This window comes from Bacillus sp. RHFS10, from assembly GCF_016757475.1.
Lineage (GTDB): Bacteria > Bacillota > Bacilli > Bacillales > Bacillaceae > Bacillus > Bacillus subtilis_G.
Genome location: NZ_JAESPO010000004.1, coordinates 190,063 through 213,178, shown reverse-complemented (window position 1 = coordinate 213,178; position 23,116 = coordinate 190,063). Strand labels below are relative to the sequence as shown.

The 23,116-nt window shown below is 45.0% G+C and carries 21 protein-coding genes and 1 pseudogene; 15 read left to right on the top strand and 7 right to left on the bottom strand.

What is annotated here, in order from left to right; genetic code table 11:
* Positions 1-22 precede the first annotated feature (22 nt).
* Both JMN17_RS15495 and hmoB read right to left on the bottom strand, forming a co-directional pair.
* Positions 23-340, bottom strand: a pseudogene (locus tag JMN17_RS15495) (hypothetical protein).
* A gap of 43 nt (positions 341-383) precedes the next feature.
* The gene (hmoB, locus tag JMN17_RS15490; protein WP_087991251.1) at positions 384-884 is read right to left on the bottom strand and encodes a heme-degrading oxygenase HmoB; all 501 of its coding nucleotides are present in this window, start codon (positions 882-884) and stop codon (positions 384-386) included.
* A 121-nt stretch (positions 885-1,005) separates the two neighbouring features.
* On the opposite strand from hmoB, the gene JMN17_RS15485 reads away from it, so the two are divergent.
* The 6 genes from JMN17_RS15485 (at position 1,006) to JMN17_RS15460 (ending at position 9,883) form a co-directional block, all read left to right on the top strand.
* Positions 1,006-3,150 carry a transglycosylase domain-containing protein gene (locus JMN17_RS15485; RefSeq protein ID WP_087991252.1) on the top strand — a complete coding sequence of 715 codons (2,145 nt, stop codon included), beginning with the start codon at positions 1,006-1,008 and terminating at the stop codon, positions 3,148-3,150.
* A gap of 120 nt (positions 3,151-3,270) precedes the next feature.
* Positions 3,271-4,332 carry a uroporphyrinogen decarboxylase gene (gene hemE / locus JMN17_RS15480; protein WP_202328489.1) on the top strand — a complete coding sequence of 354 codons (1,062 nt, stop codon included), beginning with the start codon at positions 3,271-3,273 and terminating at the stop codon, positions 4,330-4,332.
* A gap of 72 nt (positions 4,333-4,404) precedes the next feature.
* Positions 4,405-5,337 (top strand): ferrochelatase, encoded by a 933-nt coding sequence (gene hemH, locus JMN17_RS15475; protein WP_087991254.1) that lies wholly within the window; start codon positions 4,405-4,407, stop codon positions 5,335-5,337.
* A gap of 14 nt (positions 5,338-5,351) precedes the next feature.
* The gene (gene hemY, locus JMN17_RS15470; protein ID WP_202328488.1) at positions 5,352-6,764 is read left to right on the top strand and encodes a protoporphyrinogen oxidase; all 1,413 of its coding nucleotides are present in this window, start codon (positions 5,352-5,354) and stop codon (positions 6,762-6,764) included.
* 145 nt (positions 6,765-6,909) lie between these two features.
* Complete coding sequence (locus tag JMN17_RS15465) at positions 6,910-7,485, top strand: TetR/AcrR family transcriptional regulator (RefSeq protein WP_087991256.1); 576 nt, start codon at positions 6,910-6,912, stop codon at positions 7,483-7,485.
* 70 nt (positions 7,486-7,555) lie between these two features.
* Positions 7,556-9,883, top strand: a complete 2,328-nt coding sequence (locus tag JMN17_RS15460; RefSeq protein ID WP_087991257.1) for a YhgE/Pip domain-containing protein — start codon at positions 7,556-7,558, stop codon at positions 9,881-9,883.
* A gap of 41 nt (positions 9,884-9,924) precedes the next feature.
* Here the strand turns inward: JMN17_RS15460 and fabHB are convergent, their stop codons facing one another.
* A complete protein-coding gene (gene fabHB, locus JMN17_RS15455; protein WP_087991258.1) occupies positions 9,925-10,902 on the bottom strand; it encodes a beta-ketoacyl-ACP synthase III FabHB in 978 nt (325 codons plus the stop codon).
* A gap of 129 nt (positions 10,903-11,031) precedes the next feature.
* Between fabHB and JMN17_RS15450 the strand changes: the two genes are divergently transcribed.
* The 4 genes from JMN17_RS15450 (at position 11,032) to JMN17_RS15435 (ending at position 13,675) form a co-directional block, all read left to right on the top strand.
* The gene (locus JMN17_RS15450) at positions 11,032-11,808 is read left to right on the top strand and encodes a YhfC family intramembrane metalloprotease (RefSeq protein ID WP_087991259.1); all 777 of its coding nucleotides are present in this window, start codon (positions 11,032-11,034) and stop codon (positions 11,806-11,808) included.
* A gap of 36 nt (positions 11,809-11,844) precedes the next feature.
* A complete protein-coding gene (locus JMN17_RS15445) occupies positions 11,845-12,081 on the top strand; it encodes a hypothetical protein (protein WP_176365276.1) in 237 nt (78 codons plus the stop codon).
* Between the two features lie 134 nt (positions 12,082-12,215).
* Positions 12,216-13,271, top strand: coding sequence for a M42 family metallopeptidase (locus JMN17_RS15440; RefSeq protein ID WP_087991261.1), 1,056 nt, complete (start codon positions 12,216-12,218; stop codon positions 13,269-13,271).
* A complete protein-coding gene (locus tag JMN17_RS15435; RefSeq protein ID WP_087991262.1) occupies positions 13,268-13,675 on the top strand; it encodes an ASCH domain-containing protein in 408 nt (135 codons plus the stop codon). The genes JMN17_RS15440 and JMN17_RS15435 overlap by 4 nt, the downstream gene beginning before the upstream one ends.
* 37 nt (positions 13,676-13,712) lie before the next feature.
* On the opposite strand, the gene gltT is transcribed toward JMN17_RS15435, so the two are convergent.
* Both gltT and yhfH read right to left on the bottom strand, forming a co-directional pair.
* A complete protein-coding gene (gltT, locus tag JMN17_RS15430; protein ID WP_087991263.1) occupies positions 13,713-15,002 on the bottom strand; it encodes a glutamate/proton symporter GltT in 1,290 nt (429 codons plus the stop codon).
* Between the two features lie 266 nt (positions 15,003-15,268).
* A complete protein-coding gene (yhfH, locus tag JMN17_RS15425) occupies positions 15,269-15,403 on the bottom strand; it encodes a protein YhfH (RefSeq protein WP_032732181.1) in 135 nt (44 codons plus the stop codon).
* A 157-nt stretch (positions 15,404-15,560) separates the two neighbouring features.
* Here yhfH and JMN17_RS15420 point away from each other — a divergent pair, with 157 nt between their 5' ends.
* From JMN17_RS15420 to lcfB, 4 genes are all read left to right on the top strand, one after another.
* Positions 15,561-16,295: an MBL fold metallo-hydrolase gene (locus JMN17_RS15420; protein WP_202328487.1), complete on the top strand. Its 735-nt coding sequence runs from the start codon at positions 15,561-15,563 to the stop codon at positions 16,293-16,295.
* A gap of 12 nt (positions 16,296-16,307) precedes the next feature.
* Positions 16,308-17,303 carry a lipoate--protein ligase LplJ gene (gene lplJ / locus JMN17_RS15415; protein WP_202328486.1) on the top strand — a complete coding sequence of 332 codons (996 nt, stop codon included), beginning with the start codon at positions 16,308-16,310 and terminating at the stop codon, positions 17,301-17,303.
* A 64-nt stretch (positions 17,304-17,367) separates the two neighbouring features.
* Complete coding sequence (locus tag JMN17_RS15410; RefSeq protein WP_087991266.1) at positions 17,368-18,012, top strand: SDR family oxidoreductase; 645 nt, start codon at positions 17,368-17,370, stop codon at positions 18,010-18,012.
* A gap of 117 nt (positions 18,013-18,129) precedes the next feature.
* The gene (gene lcfB, locus JMN17_RS15405) at positions 18,130-19,671 is read left to right on the top strand and encodes a long-chain-fatty-acid--CoA ligase LcfB (protein WP_087991267.1); all 1,542 of its coding nucleotides are present in this window, start codon (positions 18,130-18,132) and stop codon (positions 19,669-19,671) included.
* A 39-nt stretch (positions 19,672-19,710) separates the two neighbouring features.
* Here lcfB and JMN17_RS15400 read toward each other — a convergent pair whose 3' ends face one another.
* Positions 19,711-20,106 carry a hypothetical protein gene (locus JMN17_RS15400; protein WP_087991268.1) on the bottom strand — a complete coding sequence of 132 codons (396 nt, stop codon included), beginning with the start codon at positions 20,104-20,106 and terminating at the stop codon, positions 19,711-19,713.
* A 148-nt stretch (positions 20,107-20,254) separates the two neighbouring features.
* On the opposite strand from JMN17_RS15400, the gene JMN17_RS15395 reads away from it, so the two are divergent.
* Complete coding sequence (locus tag JMN17_RS15395; RefSeq protein ID WP_202328485.1) at positions 20,255-21,532, top strand: M48 family metallopeptidase; 1,278 nt, start codon at positions 20,255-20,257, stop codon at positions 21,530-21,532.
* Between the two features lie 38 nt (positions 21,533-21,570).
* On the opposite strand, the gene aprE is transcribed toward JMN17_RS15395, so the two are convergent.
* Entirely contained in the window at positions 21,571-22,716 is a 1,146-nt protein-coding gene (gene aprE / locus JMN17_RS15390; protein WP_202328484.1) for a subtilisin AprE, read from the bottom strand.
* Positions 22,717-23,116 lie beyond the last annotated feature (400 nt).

The window sequence follows — 23,116 nt, the reverse complement described above, 5'->3', positions numbered from 1 at the left end:
GGTGCGGGGACAGAAGGCAGGGTTATGATAGAAGATGAACATTGATCTGTTTGAGCTGCTCAAGCAAATGCTGCTTTAACACTCTATTCGCTTTCTGCTGATGCTCAGGGAAGCATTCAGGAGAAAAAATAACGGCGCCATCAGCCAGCCAGTTTTTTCTGTAGGCGATGATGCTTTCCGATGGTTTTAAAAATGAACCATCCTCGCGCTGCATGTCGTAATCATCAAATCCAAACTGAAAACCGCAGCACGGACAAATTTCATAAGAATGATTCCCTTGCTTATCATATGCCGGTTCAGTCAGTCCCTTAAACCCGCAGACTGGGCAAGTGTTCTTCATTTTGCTTTCCTCCCGATAAATAAGCTGCCGGAGATGCCGGCAGCTATTCGACAGCTGAATATGTGGTGACATACGAAGGCCGGGAGAAGATCGACGTGGTGTCAATTCCGGCAGACGTGCCGCGTTTTTTGTGGGCTTCTTTGTATGAACCTGACTGCTGCCAGTCTTGAAAGGCTCTTTCCGTTTCCCACAAGGTCAGAATGACGTACGTATCACTGTCAAGCGGGCGGAGCACACGAATTGCTTCAAAACCGGGCTCATTTTCTACTTTTCCCGCTCTGTTTTTGAATCTGTTTTCAAACAGCGGACGTCCTTCCTGAGTGACGGCGATATTGTTCAAGACGGCAAAACCGGGATTCTTCATCTCGCCGGCTTGGTCAATCACTTCATAGGCATGAGGTGCCTGAAAAACGGTATCTCCGCTTGTTTCGTGGATCAAAATCGCGTTTTCCTGGCCCTGCATCAAAAGGATATTTTCCGACGGATGCTTCTTTACGAGCGTTTTTAAAAAATCGGCTGTCCCATATGTAATATAAACATTCATATCAGCCACCTCCTGCTTGCTAGTATATCAAAACAATGGTATAAGTTTCTATTGGCGAGTGCTTCAAACATAATTCTAAACAATTTTTCCCATACTACCTTTAGAAAGGCGAGGTGAGTTCATGTTTAAGGTGAAGAAAAAGAAACTATTTATACCCATCATTATTTTAGTGTTAACTGCTTTTCTCGCTTTAATAGGATATATTTCAATTATTTTTCTCGGGCATTATGTCATAGATGAAAAGAAGCTGATTCTTCATGCCTCTTCAAAAATTGTCGATCAAGACGGAGTGGAGGTTGCCAGCCTGTATACAGAAAATCGTGAGCCGGTCTCGATTAATGAGATTCCGGAGCGGGTCAGAGAAGCGTTTATCGCTGTTGAGGATAAAAGGTTCTATGAACATCACGGCATTGATGCGAAATCTGTCGGAAGGGCGGTATACCGCGATATATTAGCAGGCGGAAAGGTGGAAGGCGGAAGCACGATCACTCAGCAGCTTGCCAAAAATATTTTTCTGACACACGACAAAACGTTTTTAAGAAAAACAAAAGAAGTGATCATTGCGATCAATCTTGAACGGGATTACAGCAAGGACAAGCTGCTGGAAATGTATTTGAACCAGCTTTACTTCGGGCATGGGGTCTACGGCATACAAGCGGCGTCCCACTATTATTTTAATAAGGAAGTAAAAGATTTAACTATATCCGAAGGCGCGGTTTTGGCCGCTATTCCGAAGGCGCCTTCTACGTATTCTCCTGTTTTGCATCCTGATAAAAGTAAGGAGCGGCGTGATACGATTCTCGGCATGATGAATGACCAAGGCTACATCAGTGCGAAAGAGGCTGTCAGCGCGCAGGGGAGGACGCTCGGTCTGAACGTGAAGAAACAGTCGGAAACACCTTGGTTTGACAGCTATATTGATCTTGTGATTGAAGAGGCGGAAGACAAGTACTCGATTTCCGGAGAGCAGCTTCTTCAAGGCGGATACACGATCAAGGTTCCGCTTGATTCGAAGCTTCAGAAGACGGCTTATCAGGTGATGAAGCAGGGAAGCTACTATCCCGGAACAGACCAGAATGCTGAAGGAAGCGCCGTCTTTATCAATAACAAGACAGGCGGTGTGGAAGCGGCGATCGGCGGAAGAGAATACACATCCAAAGGATACAACCGCGTCACAGCTGCCCGCCAGCCGGGTTCCACATTGAAGCCGCTTGCGGTATACGGGCCGGCGATGCAGGAAAAGGAATTTAAACCATATTCTCTATTAAAGGATGAGCTGCAATCCTACGGAGATTATACACCGAAAAACTATGACAGCCAGTATGAGGGCGAAGTGACCATGTCTGACGCCATTACGTACAGCAAAAACGCACCGGCTGTCTGGACGCTGAATGAGATCGGCGTCGAAACAGGAAAATCTTATTTGAAAGCAAACGGCATCGATATCCCTGATGAAGGCCTTGCCCTCGCTCTCGGCGGTTTGGAAAAAGGCGTTTCCCCGCTCCGGCTTGCCGGCGCGTTTCATACGTTTGCCGCGGATGGAATGTATACTGAACCGTTCTTTATTTCCAGCATAGAGGATGAAGACGGAGAAACAATAGCCGACCATAAAGAAGAAGGAAAGCGGGTATTCAGCAAGCAGACGTCTTGGAATATGACGAGAATGCTGCAGCAGGTGGTCAAAAAGGGAACGGCCGTGTCAGGAACTTATCACGGCGATCTGGCGGGAAAAACCGGTTCTACTTCTTATACAGGCGTCTCCGGCGCGACAAAGGATGCTTGGTTTGCCGGCTATACGCCGAAAATAACCGGGGCTGTCTGGATGGGCTATGATAAAACAGACCAAAACCATTATTTAAAAGGCGGCAGCGCGTATTCGACGAGACTGTTTAAAGATATTTTGACGCAGGCTGGAGAAACCGGTGATGTGTTTACGAAGCCTAAAAACGTCAAAGAACTGGAAAGCCCGATTAAGCTGGAGCCGGTCAAAACGCTAACAGCAGATTACACATTTAAAGCAGCGGGGCTGTTTACCATTGAATTAAAATGGGATGCTCAAGAGGATGATCGGACCGTATACAGAATTTATGTAAATAAGGATGGCAAGGAGACGCTTCTTGATTCAGTCGAAGGAAAGGGCAGCTATGAAATCCCTTATGCCAACTTGTTCTCAGGCGCTTCTTATAAAGTTGTGCCTTATAATACACAGACAAAAAGAGAAGGGGAAGGAACCGATTACGTTCAGCCGAAATTGTTTTCCTCTTAATGGAATTCGGCGATTTTTTGAACATTGAGCCTCATTTCTATACCATTTGCCCAAAACGAGGTATAGTGTAATGGTCAAGAAACACGAACGTATGGTTGCAGTATGAAAGGTGGAAATCAGATGAGTAAACAAGAAACGTTTAACGAGACGTTTTTAAAAGCTGCACGGGGAGAAAAAGCGGATCACACGCCTGTATGGTACATGAGACAAGCTGGGCGCTCACAGCCGGAATACCGTAAGCTGAAGGAAAAGTACGGATTGTTCGAGATTACCCATCAGCCCGAACTATGTGCGTATGTCACAAGACTTCCGGTTGAGCAATACGGGGTTGATGCTGCAATCCTTTATAAAGATATCATGACTCCGCTGCCTTCAATCGGAGTGGATGTTGAAATCAAAAACGGGATCGGGCCTGTGATTGATCAGCCGATCCGGTCTCTGGCGGACATTGAAAAACTCGGACAGATTGATCCGGAACAGGATGTGCCGTACGTGCTAGAGACGATTAAACTGCTTGTCAATGAGCAGCTCAACGTCCCGCTCATCGGTTTCTCGGGTGCGCCTTTTACGCTTGCCAGCTACATGATCGAAGGCGGTCCTGCGAAAAACTACAATAAAACAAAAGCCTTCATGTACAGCATGCCGGATGCATGGGACCTTTTGATGCATAAGCTTGCCGACATGATTATCGTATACGTAAAAGCGCAAATTAAAGCAGGCGCAAAAGCGATTCAAATCTTTGATTCGTGGGTCGGCGCGCTGAATCAGGCGGACTACAGAACATACATCAAACCCGTGATGAACCGGATTTTTACAGAGCTTGCACAGGAGGATGTGCCGCTGATCATGTTTGGTGTCGGCGCAAGCCATCTGGCAGGTGATTGGCATGACCTTCCCCTCGATGTTGTCGGGCTCGATTGGAGACTCGGCATTGAGGAGGCCAGATCAAAAGGCATCGCCAAAACAGTGCAGGGCAATCTGGACCCGTCCATTTTGCTGGCGCCTTGGGAAGTCATTGAGAAAAAAACGGCGGATATACTGGATCAGGGCCTGAAATCGGACGGTTTCATTTTTAACCTTGGACATGGGGTATTTCCTGACGTCAGTCCTGAGGTTTTGAAAAAACTGACAGCATTTGTCCATAAATATTCACAAAACAAAAAAACGGGTCAATATTCCTAAGCGTATCTTTTGCTATCATGATGATATACCTGTCAAAATATTTGTATCAGATCATTAAAGAGGGTGTAAACAGTGGGTAGAAAGAAAATGGGGCTTCTCGTTATGGCGTACGGCACGCCTTATAAAGAAGAAGATATCGAACGTTATTATACACATATCAGAAGAGGCAGAAAGCCTGAACCTGAAATGCTTCAAGATTTAAAAGACAGATACGAAGCAATTGGCGGCATTTCACCGCTTGCCAAAATCACAGAAGAGCAGGCGCACAAGCTTGAACAGCACTTAAATGACATTCAGGACGAGATTACATTTAAAGCGTATATCGGTCTGAAGCACATCGAGCCGTTTATTGAAGACGCTGTGGCAGAGATGCATAAGGACGGCATCACAGAAGCAGTCAGCATCGTGCTGGCACCGCATTTCTCCACATTCAGCGTGCAGTCCTACAACAAACGTGCCAAAGAAGAGGCTGAAAAACTTGGCGGCTTAACGATTACGTCTGTTGAAAGCTGGTACGATGAACCGAAGTTCGTGAAATACTGGGTTGACCGAGTGAAGGAAACATATGCGTCAATGCCTGAGGATGAAAGAGAAAAGGCGATGCTCATCGTATCCGCCCACAGTCTGCCGGAAAAAATCAAAGAATTTGGAGACCCGTACCCGAACCAGCTTCATGAATCGGCGAAATTGATTGCTGAAGGCGCAGGCGTTTCCGAATATGCTGTCGGCTGGCAAAGCGAAGGGAACACGCCTGATCCTTGGCTCGGACCCGATGTACAGGATTTAACACGTGATTTATTCGAACAAAAAGGCTATCAGGCATTTGTATATGTCCCTGTCGGATTTGTAGCGGATCATTTAGAAGTGCTTTACGATAATGATTATGAATGCAAAGTGGTCACTGACGATATAGGCGCAAGCTACTACCGCCCGGAAATGCCGAATGCAAAGCCGGAATTTATTGATGCATTAGCAACAGTTGTATTAAAAAAATTAGGACGTTAAAGAAGGCGATGAACATGAGTGACGGCAAAAAACATGTAGTCATCATCGGCGGCGGCATTACCGGTTTAGCCGCCGCCTTCTATATGGAAAAAGAAATCAAAGAAAAAGATCTGCCGCTTGAGCTGACGCTCGTTGAGGCAAGTCCGAGAGTCGGCGGGAAAATCCAGACTGTCAAAAAAGACGGCTATATCATCGAACGAGGGCCTGACTCATTTCTGGAACGGAAGAAAAGCGCTCCGGAGCTTGTCAAAGACTTAGGCCTTGAACATTTACTTGTCAACAATGCGACAGGACAATCCTATGTGCTTGTAAACCGCACTCTGCATCCAATGCCGAAAGGCGCCGTAATGGGGATACCGACAAAAATCGCGCCGTTCGTTTCAACCGGTCTGTTTTCTCTGTCTGGGAAGGCAAGAGCCGCTATGGATTTCATCCTGCCTGCAAGCAAATCAAAAGACGACCAGTCATTGGGAGAATTTTTCCGCAGACGTGTCGGAGATGAAGTGGTTGAGAATTTAATCGAGCCGCTTCTATCAGGCATCTACGCTGGCGACATTGACAAGCTCAGCCTAATGTCGACTTTTCCGCAATTTTACCAGACGGAACAAAAGCACAGAAGTTTAATTCTAGGCATGAAAAAAACAAGGCCTCAAGGCGCCGGCCAGCAGCTGACGGCTAAAAAGCAAGGGCAGTTCCAGACCCTGTCAACCGGTTTGCAGACTCTTGTCGAAGAGATCGAAAAGCAATTAAAGCTGACGAAGATATACAAAGGCACAAAAGTGACCAAGATCAGCAACGGTGGCGCTGGCTACTCACTCGAGTTGGATAACGGAGTCACACTTGATGCTGATTCAGTGATTGTGACTGCTCCGCATAAAGCGGCTGCGGGAATGCTTTCAGAGCTTCCTGCCATTTCTCATTTGAAAAATATGCACTCCACATCCGTGGCAAATGTCGCCTTGGGCTTCCCTGAAGGCGCCGTTCAAATGGAGCATGAGGGCACGGGCTTTGTGATCTCAAGAAACAGTGATTTCGCGATCACAGCCTGTACGTGGACGAACAAAAAATGGCCGCACGCAGCGCCGGAAGGCAAAACGCTGCTTCGTGCATATGTCGGGAAAGCCGGAGACGAATCCATTGTCGATCTCTCAGATAACGACATTATCAATTTTGTGTTAGAAGACTTAAAGAAAGTCATGAACATAAAAGGGGAGCCGGAAATGGCATGTGTCACCCGCTGGCATGAAAGCATGCCGCAGTACCATGTCGGCCATAAGCAGCGCATCAAAGAGCTGCGCGAAGCACTGGCCTCCGCGTATCCGGGTGTCTACATGACAGGCGCTTCTTTTGAAGGTGTCGGAATTCCCGACTGCATCGATCAAGGAAAAGCAGCCGTGTCTGACGCGCTCACCTATTTATTCAGCTAAAACCCTCCGCTGCGGCGGAGGTTTTTTTGGTGGGGAATGTCAATATTGTGTAAAAAATGATTGAATTGATCATCGGGTTATGATACATTTGCATATGTACTTAATGACTAAAATGTTCAAACGGTCAGTTTCGGGGTGATAGACAATGTCAATAGATCGAAAAAAGCTCATTTTAGAGGCTGCTACAAAGTCTTTCACGCAGTTCGGTTATAAAGCGACGACAATGGACCTAGTGGCAAAGCTTGCGAATGTGGGGAAGGGAACCATTTATACCTTTTTCAAAAACAAAGAAGAGCTGTTTGACGAGATTTTCACAACTTTATTGAAGGAAATGAAGCAGAAAGCGGACGAAGCGATGGAGCCGGATCTTCCATTCCATGAAAATGTGCACAGAGCGCTGTTTGCCATTCTCGAGTTCAGGAAAACACATCAGCTGACGATCAAGATTTTCCAAGAAAACGCTGAAATTGGTACAATGGCCGTTCAGGACGTCATCCAAAAAATGGAGCGTGGTCTTCTATCTTATATGAAAGATAAGATAGAAAACGGGATCAAAAGCGGTGCAATCAAGCCGTGCGACCCTGAGCTGACAGCTTTTGTGATGCTGAAGCTTTATATCGCACTCATTTTTGATTGGGAAAAACAGCATCCCCCGCTTGATAAACAGACAATTGCGGAACTGCTTGAATTGTATGTTGTCAAAGGATTGTCAGCCAACTAGATAATCCTTTCTTTTTGCAAGAAAATGACCATTTTTCATGATGAGTCAGTTTTAGAATGGAGGCATCAGGATGAACACAATACGAAGTCAGTGGAAAGACATCGTAACGAGTAAAACATTATTAATTCCCATCATTGCCATTTTGTTTGTCCCGCTTATTTACAGCGGCGTGTTCTTAAAGGCTTATTGGGACCCATACGGCACAGTTGACCAGCTCCCTGTCGTTGTCGTCAACCAAGACAAAGGAGAAACCTATGAAGGAGAAAAACTCCAAATCGGTGATGATCTGGTCAAAGAATTAAAGGATAATAACAACTTTGATTGGCATTTTTCCAGTGATCTTGACCAATCGTTAAAGGACTTATTAAATCAAAAATACTATTTGGTTGTCGAGATTCCTGAGGATTTTTCTAAGAATGCCAGCACGGTATTGGACAAAAATCCGAAAAAGCTGGATCTGAAATACCATACAAATGCCGGATCCAACTATGTAGGGGCAACGATCGGTGAAAAAGCGATCGATAAACTGAAAGCCTCTGTTTCTAAAGAAGTGACCGAGCAATATACGAAAGTCATTTTTGATAACTTTAAAGATATCGCCAAGGGTTTGAGCGACGCGAGCAGCGGCGCGAAAAAAATTGATGACGGCACAAAGGATGCGAAAAACGGAAGCGCCCAGCTGAAAGAAAATTTGGAGAAGCTGAAGGAAAGCACCGCCACCATCAGTGACAAAACGGCGCAGCTTGCAGATGGAGCGGCAAAGGTAACAAGCGGCATCCAATCGCTTGACAGCTCGCTCGGAAAATTCCAGGACAGCAGCAATACGATTTATGAAAACTCAGGGAAGCTTGCCGCAGGATCAGGCAAGATAACGGGCAAACTGAATGAACTGAATGCCGGCCTTCAAAAGGTGCAGCAGGGCTTGCCTAATCTCACAAACGGACTGGATCAGCTCAACAGTAAAGCCCAAGAAGGTTCTGAGAAAGCAGCAAAAGCGGAAAAGCTCATCAATGCGCTCGATTTAACGAAGCTTGAAACAGCTGTCAACAACCTGGAAAAGTCAGAAACAGCGATGAAGGAATTAAAAAAACAGTTGACTGACTTTGAAAACAGCTTGAAAAACCGTGATCAGGCATTTAAAAATCTCATCAATTCGAGTGACTTCTTAACTGCGGAGCAAAAAAGCCAGCTGATCAATTCTGTTGAAAAGAAGCTTCCGCAAGTTGATGCGCCTGATTTTGATCAAATGTTAAGCCAGCTTCCTGCTGCTGATCAGCTGCCTGACATTGCAACGATAAAAAGCTCATTGGAAGATGTGAAAGCAGAGGTTGCACAGGTGAAGGCATTACCGGAAGCTACCTCTAAGCTTTATAACGGCGCAAAAGCCACTCAAGATGCGATTGACAAATTAACTGCTGGATCTGAGAAGATATACAATGCTTCACAGCAGCTGACAGATGGCCAAAATAAATTGACAGCCGGTATCGGTGAATATAATAAGCAGTTCGCAAAAGCAAAAGCAGGCTCAGAGCAATTGGTGACAGGAAGCAGCCAAGTATCCGGCGGTTTGCTGAAACTGTTAGACGGGTCTAAACAAGTCCAAAGCGGATCATCAAAACTTGCAGATGGATCTGAATCACTTGATACAGGTTTAGGCAAGCTATTGGACGGCACAGGAGAGCTGTCTAGTAAGCTGAAGGACGCGGCAGATCAAACAGGAGATATCGATGCTGACGATCAAACATACGGCATGTTTGCCGATCCTGTTAAAACGAATGATGACGCCATTCATTCCGTTCCTAACTATGGAACAGGGCTCACACCTTATATCCTGTCAATGGGCTTGTATGTCGGCGGCATCATGCTGACGGTTGTCTTCCCGCTGAAGGAAGCGTCAGGACGTCCGAGAAACGGTTTTGAGTGGTTCTTCAGCAAATTCAACGTTATGATGCTCGTTGGAATCATTCAATCACTGATAGTGGCAACGGTTCTTCTGCTGGGAATCGGCCTCGAGGTTGAGAGCACGTGGAGATTTTACGTGTTCACGATCATTACGAGTCTTGCTTTCCTGGCGATGATTCAATTTTTGGCCACAACGATGGGCAATCCGGGACGGTTTATCGCAGTGATTATTTTAGTGCTGCAGCTGGGAGCGAGCGGAGGAACATTCCCGCTGGAATTGCTTCCGAATTTCTATCAAGTCATCCACGGCGCATTGCCGATGACCTACAGCATTAACGGATTCAGAGCGGTCATTTCAAACGGCGATTTTGGCTACATGTGGCAGATGGCCGGCGTCTTAATTGGCATCGCCCTCTTTATGATATTGCTGAGCATTACTTACTTTATGATGCTAAGCCGGAAGGAAGAAACATCGGAAGAACAGCCGGCTTCATAATGAAAAAGAACTTGTTTCCTTCGAAACAAGTTCTTTTTTTGTTACATACCCCATTTAACAAGTAATCCTGTATAGGTTAATCCGCCGCCAAACCCAAACAGCATCACGGTTTGATCTTTTCTCAGCTTCCCGGCTTTGACTGCGAGATCAAGTGCCAAAACAATCGAAACAGAAGACGTGTTTCCATAATATTCGACACTGGTGAGCGTTTTTTCAATCGGGAACGGTGTTTTTTCACATATCGATTCGATCATGCGCAAGTTGGCGCTGTGAGGGACAAACCAATCGAGCTCGCCGCTTGTCAGCCCTGCCTGTTGCAAAAGGCGTTCAAATTCGCGGGGGACGGTTCTCACTGCCCATTTATACACTTCACGGCCATTTTGAACCATTTTACCGGAATCAGCAAGGGGAACCCCATTTAGTTCATTTCGCAGCCCGGCACGGTACAATATATCTCCGCTGTTCCCGTTTGTTCCTTGGACAGACGCAAGAAATCCAGGCGTCTCTTCATCTCGTTCAACTAACAGCGCCCCCGCAGCGTCACCGAACAGCACGCATGTTGTTCGATCGGTATAATCCGTTACTTTTGACAATGTCTCTCCGGCGATGACGAGAATTTTTTGATGGAGGCCGGATGTGATCAATCCATTAGCCAAATGAAGGCCGTATGTCAGCCCGGCACACGTCGCATTAATATCCAGAGCGCCTGTGTTTTCCCAGCCGAAATATTCCTGCACGCGGCATGCCGTACTCGGAAAGGCATAATCGGATGTTGTAGTGGCAACAAGAATCATATCGACATCATCAAGTGTCCCTCCATAACGGCTCTTGAGATCCTTTATCGCTTCGATGCATAAATCAGAGGTGAACTGCTGTTCATCCGCTATCCGGCGTTCTCTCATTCCTGTGCGCTGAACAATCCATTCATCAGACGTATCAACGATCTTTTCTAAATCAGCATTGGTTAAGCGTCTGCTCGGCGCATAGGTGCCGATAGCTGTAATTTTCGCTTTTGACATATGAATCACTCCTTGTGATCAGATTATAACACTAGATATTAGTATCTGGTACTAAAAAAGAGGATTTTTCGCAAAAAAAGAGAAAATGTGAAATAGAGAATCTATGAAAAAGAAAAAGGAGGCTGAAAAATGGTCAGTCAAGGAGCGGTAGTCTTTATGGCGCTATCAGGGGCTATTGCGTTTTTATTGCCAATCGGGCTGATTGTATGGTTTAAGCGTAAGTATGGCGCCTCGCTTAAGGTGTTCTTTATTGGCGCTCTCACGTTTTTTGTCTTTGCCCAGCTGTTGGAGGGCGGCGTTCATGTTTATGTGCTGCAAGTAAATGAAATGACGAAAGAAGCCATGCAGAATCCATTGTGGTATGGCATTTACGGCTGCTTGATGGCCGGGATTTTTGAGGAATGCGGAAGGTATATCATGATGCGGTTTTTTATGAAGCGCCATCATGCTTGGGCGGATGGACTGGCTTTTGGGGCAGGCCATGGCGGGCTTGAGGCTGTACTGATTACAGGCTTGTCCTCTATCTCACTTATTGTATACGCATTTGCGATCAATAGCGGAACATTTGAACAGCTTTTGATTAATGACGACATCAAACAGGCGCTTCTGCCGATTCAGGAACAGCTGCTGCATACGCCTCCGTATGAATGGCTGCTGGGCGGAATAGAAAGAATCAGTGCCATTGCTGTCCAAATCGGGCTGTCCCTGCTTGTCCTGTATGCGATTAAAAGCCGCCGGCCGCAGTTTCTGCTGTACTCTATCCTTTTACATGCGCTCTTTAATGTACCGGCGGTTTTATACCAAAAAAGAATAATAGAACATGCTGCTGTTGTTGAAATCGTTGTTGCTCTCATAGCGGCTGTATCAGTCTATTGGATTGTAAAAGCAAATAGGCTGTTTCAATAAAAAGTCCAAGCAGCAGTACAGCCCGCTTGGAAAAATGTGAATGGAAATATTCATGAAGCATGGGTCATCAGAATATTTCTGATTCAGTCTTTAGAAATGACAGCAACAGTGTCTGTGTTTTTTACAAGAGAAACAATGGTGTTTCTTTTTCTTCTTCTCGCAAGGGTCATGGCATTCTTTCTTTTTCTTGCAATGGAAATCTTTATCGAACCACTCGTCAAAGAACCAAAAATCATCGAACCAATCACGACAATGATGTTTCCGTTCATGTGAATGACGACAGCACATAGATATCCCTCCTATTCCCATGCTCTCTACAGCATATGAGAGACTGATAGGAAAAGATTGGACGGGTCCCTCGGGAAAAGAGTATATTTTAAATAGAAAAATAAAAGGAGGAATGTCCTATGTCGTCCGTACGTAAAACGATGGAGCTCATTAAAGAACTTGTATCAATCCCAAGCCCGACAGGAAATACATATGAGGTGATCAATTATATTGAAAGCCTTTTAAAAGAATGGAAGGTACAAACGGTTCGGAACCATAAGGGCGGCTTAATTGGCACCCTTCCCGGACGCGACACATCCCGGCATCGCATGCTGACGGCGCACGTTGATACGCTCGGCGCTATGGTGAAAGAAATTAAAGCTGACGGCCGGCTGAAAATCGATTTGATCGGCGGCTTCCGTTACAATTCGATTGAAGGGGAATATTGCCAAATTGAAACCGCATCGGGAAAAACGTATACAGGAACCATTTTAATGCATCAAACGTCCGTGCACGTATACAAAGACGCGGGAAAAGCTGAGCGGAATCAAGAGAATATGGAGATTCGCCTTGATGAACCTGTTCACTGCCGGAAAGATACGGAAGAGCTTGGCATTGGCGTCGGAGATTTTGTGTCGTTTGATCCCCGTGTCGAGATCACATCAAGCGGATTTATTAAATCACGCCACTTGGATGACAAAGCAAGCGTCGCCTTATTGCTGCGCTTAATACATCAAATTCAAACAGAAGAAATTGAACTTCCATATACAACTCATTTTCTTATTTCGAATAATGAAGAAATCGGATACGGCGGGAACTCGAATGTTCCTCCTGAAACAGTTGAATATTTGGCGGTCGACATGGGGGCAATCGGTGACGGGCAGGCGACAGATGAATATACAGTATCCATCTGTGTGAAGGATGCAAGCGGGCCGTATCATTATCAGCTGAGAAAGCATTTAGTCCATTTAGCCGAGAAGCATCATATCGACTATAAGCTTGATATTTATCCATACTACGGGTCGGATGCGTCAGCAGCGATCAAATCCGGGCATGATATTGTTCATGGACTCATCGGGCCGGGAATTGACGCTTCGCATGCATTTGAACGCACTCATCAATCATCTCTTCGACATACAGCCAAGCTTCTGTATTATTATGTACAGTCACCGATGGCAGAGGAGAAAGGCGAATGAACATTTATGAGATGAAAAGCACATTCGGCTGGGAGGGAGATGACGGCTTAGGGGAACAGCTGATTCAGCAAATCCTCGCCGGAGAAAAAACAGCCACGTGCGCCCCGAAATCTTTATATTCAAAAGATGAATTGAGTGAAGTGTATCAAACGGCGGGACAGCTTGTTACCGTTTATGATAAGCATGACAATCCGAGATGCAATATAAAAGTGACAGATGTGTTTGAAACGACCTTTGGAGCACCTGATATGAGGTTAGTCAAAGGAGAGGGCAATGGAGATCGAATTGAGAAATTTCAGGAAGACCATCGGATGGCATGGGCGGAACTGATCAAAAACGGTGAATTAGAGCTGAATGAGGATACAGTTTTGATGACAGAGCTGTTTGAGCTTGTTCATGACTAAAAAAAGCCTGCGGGGCAAGAACCCCGCAGGCTTTTCATTAACCGGAAATGGTTGCGTTTTGGTCTGCTTTGGCTTGGGACATGACAGTTTCTGCTTTCGCAGGATTAAACATGCCTTCCCATTTAGACATCACAACGGCAGCAAGCGCGTTACCAGTCAGGTTGACAACTGTACGTGCCATGTCCATGATGCGGTCTACGCCGGCAATAAAGGCAAGTCCTTCAGCCGGAACGCCGATAGTGCCAAGTGTCGCAAGCAAGACGACAAAAGAAGTACCAGGCACGGCAGCCATCCCTTTAGATGTGACCATTAGGACGAGCACAAGCGTAATTTGGTGCCAAATCGTCAAATCAATACCGTATACCTGTGCCAAAAACAGCGCGGCAATAGATTGATAGAGAACGGAACCGTCTAAGTTAAACGTATATCCGATTGGAATGACAAATGAAACAATGCCTTTCGGGCAACCGATTTTCTCCATTTTTTCCATGATGCGAGGAAGAACTGTTTCAGAGCTGGACGTACTGAACGCCAGTAAGATTTCGTCCTTCATGTAAGCAAGGAATTTGAAGATGTTGATGCCGGCAATTTTTGCGACAATTCCAAACACGACAATCAAGAAGAAAGCAAGTGCGACATACACCAATCCGACGAGCTTTCCGAGAGAAAGAAGAGAACCGAGTCCAAATTTAGACACAGTCACTCCGATAAGCGCGAAAACACCGAATGGAGCCACTTTCATCACGAGGTTTACAACGTGGAACATGGCATGGGACACACCTTCAAAAAAGGCTAATACAGGCTTGCCTCTTTCACCGATCGCAGAAATACCCAATGCAAATAGCACCGTAAAGCAGATGATGGCAAGAAGATCTCCTTCGACTAAGGATTGGAAGAAGTTTGTCGGCACAATATGTAGGAACGTATCAGCTACTGTTTTATTACTTTGCTCTTTTTCAGTTTCGACATATTGACTGATGTCTGATTTTTGAGCTTCGTGTATATTAACTCCTGTACCCGGATGGAAGATGTTTGCAAGTGCTAGTCCGAGAATGATGGCAAAAGTCGTAATGATCTCGAAGTACAGAATCGTTCTGAAGCCTAATTTACCGACTTGCTTTCCATTTCCTGCGCCGGCTACACCGATGATTAAGCTGGAGACAACAATAGGAATCACTATCATTTTGATTAAGCGTAAAAAGAGATCCCCGATTGGCTGCAGGTAAGCAGGCAATGCTGGGTTGCCGTACCAAATAACGCCAACAATAACACCTAGAATAAGTCCAACGAATATTTGTGTGGCTAATCCAAACTTTATTCTTTTCATAGATTACCTCCCAAAACAAAGTATCAACATATATCATGAATTGACATATATTTAATCTCACTATTAGATCAAATTATAATAGATAAGAAATGAATTCGTCTATAGTAAATTATATTTAGAAAATAAATAATATTGTAAAACACAATATAAATCACCAGAATTATCTAAAAACGGGTGAGCTTTGACCTAACCTGACTATTATTTAAATATATAGAAGTTAAACGAATAAAAAAATCTCACACTTTATGTGTGAGATTTTCGCCCCTTTACATATCATTTATTTTTATACAGTCGCTGCAAATATTTATATAACATTCATGCTGTTCATCTATCTTTTTTCCGCATTCTGCACACTTTTTCGGAGGCAGGTTTCTAAAAAAATCAGTCATTTTTTCTAGCATAACCAATCCCTCTTTCCCCTTTGTAGTGTCTTCATTGTAATATAACAGTTTTGAAAAATCAATAACTGTTTTGATACAATGTTTAAAACATGCTTTTTTTAAGAAAAATGGGTATATTGAAGGGGGATCAATTTTCTTGAGAAGATAGGAGGACATTATGAAAGTTACAGTTATCGGATGCTATGGCGGTTTTCCGGCCGCAAATGAAGCGACGTCGGGCTATTTGTTTCAGTCAGGTGATTACTCGTTGCTTGTCGATTGCGGCAGTGCAGTATTATCGAAGCTGTTTGGATATGTACCGGCGGAAAAGCTGAATGCGGTGATTCTGTCTCATTATCACCATGACCATATCGCAGATATCGGGCCGCTGCAATTTGCCAAGCAGGTCGGTTCGTTTCTCGGCAAAGGAGAGCATACGCTCCCGATTTACGGACATGATGCTGATATAGAACAGTTTCAAAAGCTTACATATAAAACACATACGAAAGGAATTGCCTATCAGCCGGATCAGCCGTTGACTGCCGGTCCGTTTACAATCACCTTTTTAAAAACGATTCACCCGGTGACGTGCTATGCCATGCGGATTACTGATGGCAGCCATACTGTCGTTTATACGGCAGATTCCAGCTATCAGGATTCATTTATTCCGTTTTCGGAAAATGCCGATTTATTGATCTCAGAATGCAATTTTTATGCCGATCAAGACGGGACAAGCGCAGGCCATATGAACAGCCTGGAAGCCGGGCGAATTGCAAAAGAAGCGGGAGCGGGAAAGCTGCTGCTGACGCATTTGCCTCATTTCGGCGTTCATAACAATCTTCGCGAAGAAGCGAAAACTGTTTTTAACGGCGAAGTGAATATTGCAACATCAGGTTTTGTGTGGGAAGGATAAAGGAGGAGCACCATGTTATTTATCGACAATCAAAATATCAATGATCCGCGGATCAACCTTGCTATCGAGGAGTACTGTGTAAAACATTTAGATCCTGAACAGCCGTATTTGCTCTTTTATGTGAATCAGCCGTCTATTATCATTGGCAAAAACCAAAATACAATAGAAGAAATCAATACAAAATATGTAGAAGAAAACGGGATTATCGTCGTCCGCCGTTTATCAGGCGGAGGCGCTGTGTATCATGACCTCGGGAATTTGAACTTCAGCTTTATTACAAAGGACGACGGAGACAGCTTTCATAACTTCAAAAAGTTCACTGAGCCGGTGATTCAGGCGTTACATCAGCTCGGGGTTGAAGCGGAATTGAGCGGCCGGAACGACATTGTAGCGGGTGGCCGGAAAATATCCGGAAACGCCCAGTTTTCGACTAAAGGACGCATTTTCAGCCATGGCACCCTCATGTTTGATTCTGCCATTGATCATGTTGTGTCAGCATTAAAGGTGAAAAAGGATAAAATTGAATCAAAAGGCATCAAATCAATCAGAAGCCGCGTGGCAAACATCAGTGAGTTTCTTGATGATAAAATGACCACGGAGGAATTCCGCAGCCATTTGCTTCGGCATATTTTCAACACAAATGACATTCAAAACGTGCCGGAGTATAAGCTGACAGAAAAAGATTGGGAGGTTATTCATCAAATTTCGAAAGAGCGCTATCAGAATTGGGATTGGAACTACGGCCGCTCACCGAAATTTAACCTTAATCATTCAAAACGTTATCCGATCGGGTCAATTGATTTACGCTTGGAAGTCAAGAAAGGCAAAATTGAGGACTGCAAAATCTTCGGAGATTTCTTCGGTGTCGGTGATGTATCTGAAATTGAGAACCTGCTGGTCGGAAAACAATATGAACGCAGCGCCATTGCTGATGTGCTGGAAGGTGTGAATCTCAAGCATTACTTTGGGAACATTACGAAAGAGGATTTCCTTGATCTGATTTATTAAGGCGAAACACATTGTTTGAAAGAGCGATTGTGTTTTTGAAATAATGGAGGCAGGAGGGATTCACATGAAAGTGTTGTTAATCGGAGCGAACGGACAAATCGGACAAAGACTCGTTTCCCTATTCCAAGATAACCCTAGCCATTCCGTCAGAGCGATGGTCAGAAAAGAAGAACAGAAAGCGTCTCTCGAAGCTGCCGGTGCAGAAGCTGTGCTTGCGAATCTGGAAGGCAGCCCGGATGAAATCGCCGCCGCGGCAAAAGGCTGCGACGCGATCATTTTCACAGCGGGTTCCGGCGGCAGCACTGGCTATGATAAAACGCTGCTGGTTGATCTGGACGGAGCGGCAAAAGCCATTGAAGCTGCGGATATCGCGGGCATCAAACGGTTCATTATGGTCAGCACCCTGCAAGCCCACAACCGTGAAAACTGGAATGAATCACTTAAACCTTATTATGTGGCCAAGCATTACGCTGATAAAATTCTCGAATCCAGCGGTTTAACCTATACAATTATCCGTCCGGCAGGCCTTCGCAATGAGCCTGGAATGGGAAGTGTTTCAGCAGCCGCTGATCTGGAACGGGGATTCATTTCCCGTGATGACGTGGCGAAAACGGTCATTGCTTCTTTAGATGAAACCAATACGGAAAATCGGGCTTTTGATCTGACAGAAGGAGATACACCGATTGCCGAAGCATTAAAGAAGCTATAACAGGAATGACACTCGGGGCTTTTTGCTCTTGAGTGTTTTTTTGTGTTTCTCTATAATGAAAGAGAAAGCTTATCTTCAATAATGAATGACTGTTCATTCACTATAAGGGGTGGGAGAATGAATCTCGTTTCGAAATTGGAAGAGACAGCATCTGAGAAGCCCGACAGCATCGCATGCAGGTTTAAGGATCACATGATGACGTATCAGGAGCTGAATGAAAGAATTCAGCGGTTTGCGGACGGCCTTCAGGAAGCCGGTATGGAGAAAGGGGACCATCTTGCTTTGCTGCTTGGCAATTCGCCGGATTTTATCATCGCATTTTTTGGTGCGTTAAAGGCTGGGGTCGTGGCCGTGCCTATCAATCCGATGTATACGCCGACAGAAATCGGTTATATGCTGACAAATGGCGATGTAAAAGCGATCGTGGGTGTTGATCAGCTTTTGCCGCTTTATGAAAGCATGCATGAATCACTGCCGAAGGTTGAGCTCGTCATTTTATGTAAGACGGGAGATGCCGAGCCCGAAGCTTCAGACCCAGAGGTCAGAATGAAAATGACAACGTTTGCAAAAATAGCGCGCCCGACATCTGCCGCTAAACAAAGCCCAAAGCTTGTTCCTGATGATAACGCGGTTATTTTATATACGTCAGGAACGACCGGAAAACCGAAAGGCGCGATGCTGACCCATCAAAATCTGTACAGCAATGCCAACGATGTCGCCGGCTATTTGGGAATGGATGAGAAGGACAATGTCGTCTGCGCTCTTCCTATGTTTCACGTGTTTTGTTTAACGGTCTGCATGAATGCTCCGCTGATGAGCGGCGCAACTGTCTTAATTGAACCTCAATTCAGTCCGGCATCTGTTTTTAAGCTCGTTAAGCAGCAGCAGGCGACCATTTTTGCAGGTGTTCCTACGATGTATAATTACTTGTTTCAGCATGAGAACAGCAAGAAAGATGATTTTTCTTCCGTCCGGCTGTGCATTTCGGGAGGCGCAGCCATGCCAGTCGCGCTGCTGACGGCGTTTGAAGAAAAATTCGGCGTTACCATTTTGGAAGGCTACGGGCTCTCGGAAGCCTCACCTGTTACATGCTTTAACCCGTTTGACAGAGGCAGAAAACCGGGCTCCATCGGGACAAGTATTTTACATGTCGAAAACAAGATCGTAGATCCCCTCGGACGCGAGCTGCCCGATCATCAGGTCGGCGAATTGATCGTAAAAGGCCCCAATGTGATGAAGGGCTATTATAAAATGCCGATGGAAACAAAGCATGCGTTAAAAGACGGGTGGCTTTATACGGGGGACTTAGCGAGACGGGATGAGGACGGCTATTTTTACATTGTTGACCGTAAAAAAGACATGATCATTGTAGGAGGATACAACGTGTATCCTCGTGAGGTGGAGGAAGTGCTGTACCGCCACCCGGATGTCAAGGAGGCGGTTATCATCGGCGTGCCGGACGCCCAAAGCGGGGAAGCGGTAAAAGGGTATGTTGTACCGAAACACTCTGGCGTAACAGAAGCAGACATCATGCAGCACTGTGAAAAACATCTGGCAAAATACAAACGGCCTGCCGCCATAACGTTTCTTGACGACATTCCGAAAAACGCGACGGGGAAAATGCTCAGGCGGGCGCTGAGAGATATTTTGCCTCAATAATATGAAAAAGCGAAGCGGCGAAGCTTCGCTTTTTCATTTTCAATCCTTTGCTTCTTTTTTCACAATGTTCAGCAGCGCCTTTGTGTCGCTTTTATTTAATTTGTAGTACGTGCCGTCCTTCAAATAAACGGCTTGCTGGCTGCCGTCAATCCATAGTCTGAATGAGTCGTACCGGTCTTTATGAAACTTGATTGTCCCTTCGTAATCAGGGGTTGATGTTTTGTCTGTCTTCAGCTGTTTTCCCTGATTCATAATGTCCAGCATATCTTTGACATTCTGCCTTCTTTCGATCTCGATATCTTCCCCGCCGCTTGAAGACAGCGTGATCAAATCCGCATCTACCGATTGATACACATCACCTGACCGGCTGTAAAGATAGAAAAATGCAAGAAACACAAGACCGATAACCACGATGGCTGCCACTAATTTTTTCATTTGCATCACTCCAAACATTGTTAGTTTTCCCAGTGATCGGGCTTTCCATGCTTAAAAGGGCGGAAAAGTACGGCGCATAGCTTGGTTCTAAAAATTTGAATTTATGATTACAATAGAAGTAACGGGTTGATGTGAGGAGTGAGGCGTTATGCGCAAGTGGATTGCGGCGGCAGGGCTTGCTTACGTGCTGTACGGGCTGTTTTTTTATTGGTATTTTTTTCTGTCCGGTGATTCCGCAGTACCGGAGGCTGTGAAAGGGACGCAGGCTGACCCGGCTTCTTTTATGAAGCCGTCTGAATTGGCAGTGGCGGAGCAGTATTCAAATGTAAAGAATTTTTTATTTTTTATCGGGATTCCTCTTGATTGGTTTCTGTTCTTTGTATTGCTGGTCAGCGGCGTTTCAAAGAAAATAAAGAAATGGATGGAAGCGGCCGTGCCTTTTCGGTTTTTGCAGATCATTGGTTTTGTGTTTGTGCTTTCGCTGATCACAACGTTGGTGACGCTGCCTTTAGATTGGATAGGCTATCAAGTATCGCTTGATTACAACATTTCCACACAGACAGCGGCCAGCTGGGCTAAGGATCAGGTTATAGACTTTTGGATCAGCTTTCCGATCTTTACGCTTTGCGTTGTTGTGTTTTATTGGCTGATCAAACGGCATGAAAAAAAATGGTGGTTATACGCTTGGCTGTTAACAGTGCCGTTTTCGCTGTTTCTGTTTTTTATTCAGCCTGTCATTATCGATCCTTTATACAATGATTTTTATCCGCTGAAAAACAAAGAGCTTGAAAGCAAGATTTTAGAGCTGGCAGAAGAAGACGAGATTCCGGCTGATCATGTATATGAAGTGAATATGTCTGAAAAAACAAATGCGCTTAATGCCTATGTCACAGGCATCGGAGCCAACAAACGGATTGTATTGTGGGATACGACGCTGAACAAACTTGACGATTCAGAAATTCTCTTTATTATGGGCCACGAAATGGGCCATTATGTCATGAAGCACGTCTATATCGGATTGGCTGGCTATTTGCTCGTGTCGCTCGCTGGATTTTATGTCATTGATAAGCTTTATAAGCGGACGGTCCGCTTTACCCGCAGTATGTTTCATTTGGAGGGACGGCATGACCTTGCAGCCTTGCCGCTGTTGCTGCTTTTGGTGTCTGTTTTGAGCTTTGCGGTCACGCCTTTTTCTCATGCTGTCTCGCGTTATCAGGAGAATCAGGCTGACCAGTATGGGATCGAGCTGACGGAGAACAGAGAAGCAGCTGTTAAAACGTTTCAGGATTTGGCCGTGACGGGACTGAGCCAGGTTGATCCTCCGGTGCTTGTAAAAATTTTTAGAGGCAGCCACCCTTCGATTATGGAGCGGATTCAACACGCGGAAAAAGAAGAGAATAAACCAGAACAGGATTATGACAAATAAAAAGAAGCAGGTATGGAGGAACCTGCTTCTTTTTGATATTATTGTGCAGCTGCTTGTACATTGATTAACCCTTTTCCATAATAGAAAGAGCTTCCAAGGTATGTTGTAGTGCTCTCTAAACGATTACGGACTTGTGTGTTTGTCCAAGTCGGGTGCTTAGAAAGAATTAAAGCGGCTGCTCCGGCAACGTGAGGAGTCGCCATTGACGTTCCGTTGTAAGCGCCGTAAGTGCCTCCAGGAAGTGTGCTTTGGATAGATACGCCAGGAGCCATCACATCAAGCTCAGAACCTACGCTTGAGAATGAAGCTCTTTGGTTGCTGCTGTTTACCGCACCTACCGCGATGGTAGAAGGATATTTCGCAGGATAGCCGACCGTGCTTGAGCTTCCGGACGTGCCTTCGTTTCCGGCTGCAGCAGCAACGACAATACCGCTGGAAACGGCTTTATCAACTACTGTTTTCAGCGCTGTAGAACCAGAAGGTCCGCCAAGACTCATGTTGATCACGTCCATATTGTTGGAAATGGCCCACTCAATGCCGTTAATTATCCAGCTGTATTGGCCGCTTCCTGTTGAATCAAGAACTTTTACTGCATATAACGATGCGTTCGGCGCTACGCCCAGAACACCGATGGAGTTATTAAGAGCGGCAATCGTACCGGCTACATGCGTGCCGTGAGAACTGCCGTCTTGGTATGGGTTTGTTTCAGAAGGTACGAAGCTTGCTCCGCCTCTCACGTTTAAGTCAGGATGAGAAGAGTCAATTCCGCTGTCGATAACAGCTACTTTTACGTTAGACCCTGTGTAGCCTTGAGAGTGAAGAGCCGGCGCTTTAATTTGAGAAATGCCGTAAGGGACAGATTGCGCATATTCATGTGCAATATGATCTTCTTCCACATATGCAACGCTCGGATCTTGTTTCAATTCTTTTACTGTTTTTGCATCCAATGTTGCTGCGGCTGCGTTAACATACTTAAACTGCTTTTGAACTTTTCCGCCTTTCTCAGAAATAACATCCTTTTTCTTGGCGGAGCTCATGGCACTCATTGTCTGTTTAAATCCTACAATGTACTTCTTTTCTGTACTGCTTTTTCCGGCGGCCTGCGCAGACATGTTGCTGAACGCCATCGTAAAGATTAACGTTAACGCAAACAACAAGCTGATCCACAAATTTTTGTTTCTCACTCTTTACACTCTCCCTTTTTTAAAATTCAGACTAGACTTACTTAAAAGACTATTCTGTTAATTTATTGTAATAGATGGAATCATATTTTAGTAGACCTATTTTTTTGCGATGATTTTATCTCTATTTAGGTATATCATCTCTCGCAATTTCTGTAGAGTCTCGAAGCAACTAATTTCATACAGAAAAGAATGAAATTAGACATGAGCAAATGTTCATTATGTTGAAATGCCAAGCTTTTTCAGGTTAAATGCTCCTGAGCCCTAGCAAATTCCTGTCGAAAAAAATCCTTCAAATGACCTGCATGTGTTTCCGTGAGGTCAATGGATATTATCGTGATATTTTTTCTATGTATGATGATAAAAGTATTCTGAAAAATGAACTTTGCAGAAAATTCTATTA

Coding starts and splice junctions, on each gene's coding strand:
- JMN17_RS15440 (WP_087991261.1), top strand. CDS start 12,216: ATGTCGTCCGTACGTAAAACGATGGAGCTCATTAAAGAACTTGTATCA.
- JMN17_RS15460 (WP_087991257.1), top strand. CDS start 7,556: ATGAACACAATACGAAGTCAGTGGAAAGACATCGTAACGAGTAAAACA.
- lcfB (WP_087991267.1), top strand. CDS start 18,130: ATGAATCTCGTTTCGAAATTGGAAGAGACAGCATCTGAGAAGCCCGAC.
- JMN17_RS15410 (WP_087991266.1), top strand. CDS start 17,368: ATGAAAGTGTTGTTAATCGGAGCGAACGGACAAATCGGACAAAGACTC.
- hemY (WP_202328488.1), top strand. CDS start 5,352: ATGAGTGACGGCAAAAAACATGTAGTCATCATCGGCGGCGGCATTACC.
- JMN17_RS15395 (WP_202328485.1), top strand. CDS start 20,255: ATGCGCAAGTGGATTGCGGCGGCAGGGCTTGCTTACGTGCTGTACGGG.
- JMN17_RS15465 (WP_087991256.1), top strand. CDS start 6,910: ATGTCAATAGATCGAAAAAAGCTCATTTTAGAGGCTGCTACAAAGTCT.
- JMN17_RS15420 (WP_202328487.1), top strand. CDS start 15,561: ATGAAAGTTACAGTTATCGGATGCTATGGCGGTTTTCCGGCCGCAAAT.
- JMN17_RS15485 (WP_087991252.1), top strand. CDS start 1,006: ATGTTTAAGGTGAAGAAAAAGAAACTATTTATACCCATCATTATTTTA.
- JMN17_RS15450 (WP_087991259.1), top strand. CDS start 11,032: ATGGTCAGTCAAGGAGCGGTAGTCTTTATGGCGCTATCAGGGGCTATT.
- JMN17_RS15435 (WP_087991262.1), top strand. CDS start 13,268: ATGAACATTTATGAGATGAAAAGCACATTCGGCTGGGAGGGAGATGAC.
- yhfH (WP_032732181.1), bottom strand. CDS start 15,403: ATGCTAGAAAAAATGACTGATTTTTTTAGAAACCTGCCTCCGAAAAAG.
- fabHB (WP_087991258.1), bottom strand. CDS start 10,902: ATGTCAAAAGCGAAAATTACAGCTATCGGCACCTATGCGCCGAGCAGA.
- lplJ (WP_202328486.1), top strand. CDS start 16,308: ATGTTATTTATCGACAATCAAAATATCAATGATCCGCGGATCAACCTT.
- hemE (WP_202328489.1), top strand. CDS start 3,271: ATGAGTAAACAAGAAACGTTTAACGAGACGTTTTTAAAAGCTGCACGG.
- hmoB (WP_087991251.1), bottom strand. CDS start 884: ATGAATGTTTATATTACATATGGGACAGCCGATTTTTTAAAAACGCTC.
- gltT (WP_087991263.1), bottom strand. CDS start 15,002: ATGAAAAGAATAAAGTTTGGATTAGCCACACAAATATTCGTTGGACTT.
- JMN17_RS15400 (WP_087991268.1), bottom strand. CDS start 20,106: ATGAAAAAATTAGTGGCAGCCATCGTGGTTATCGGTCTTGTGTTTCTT.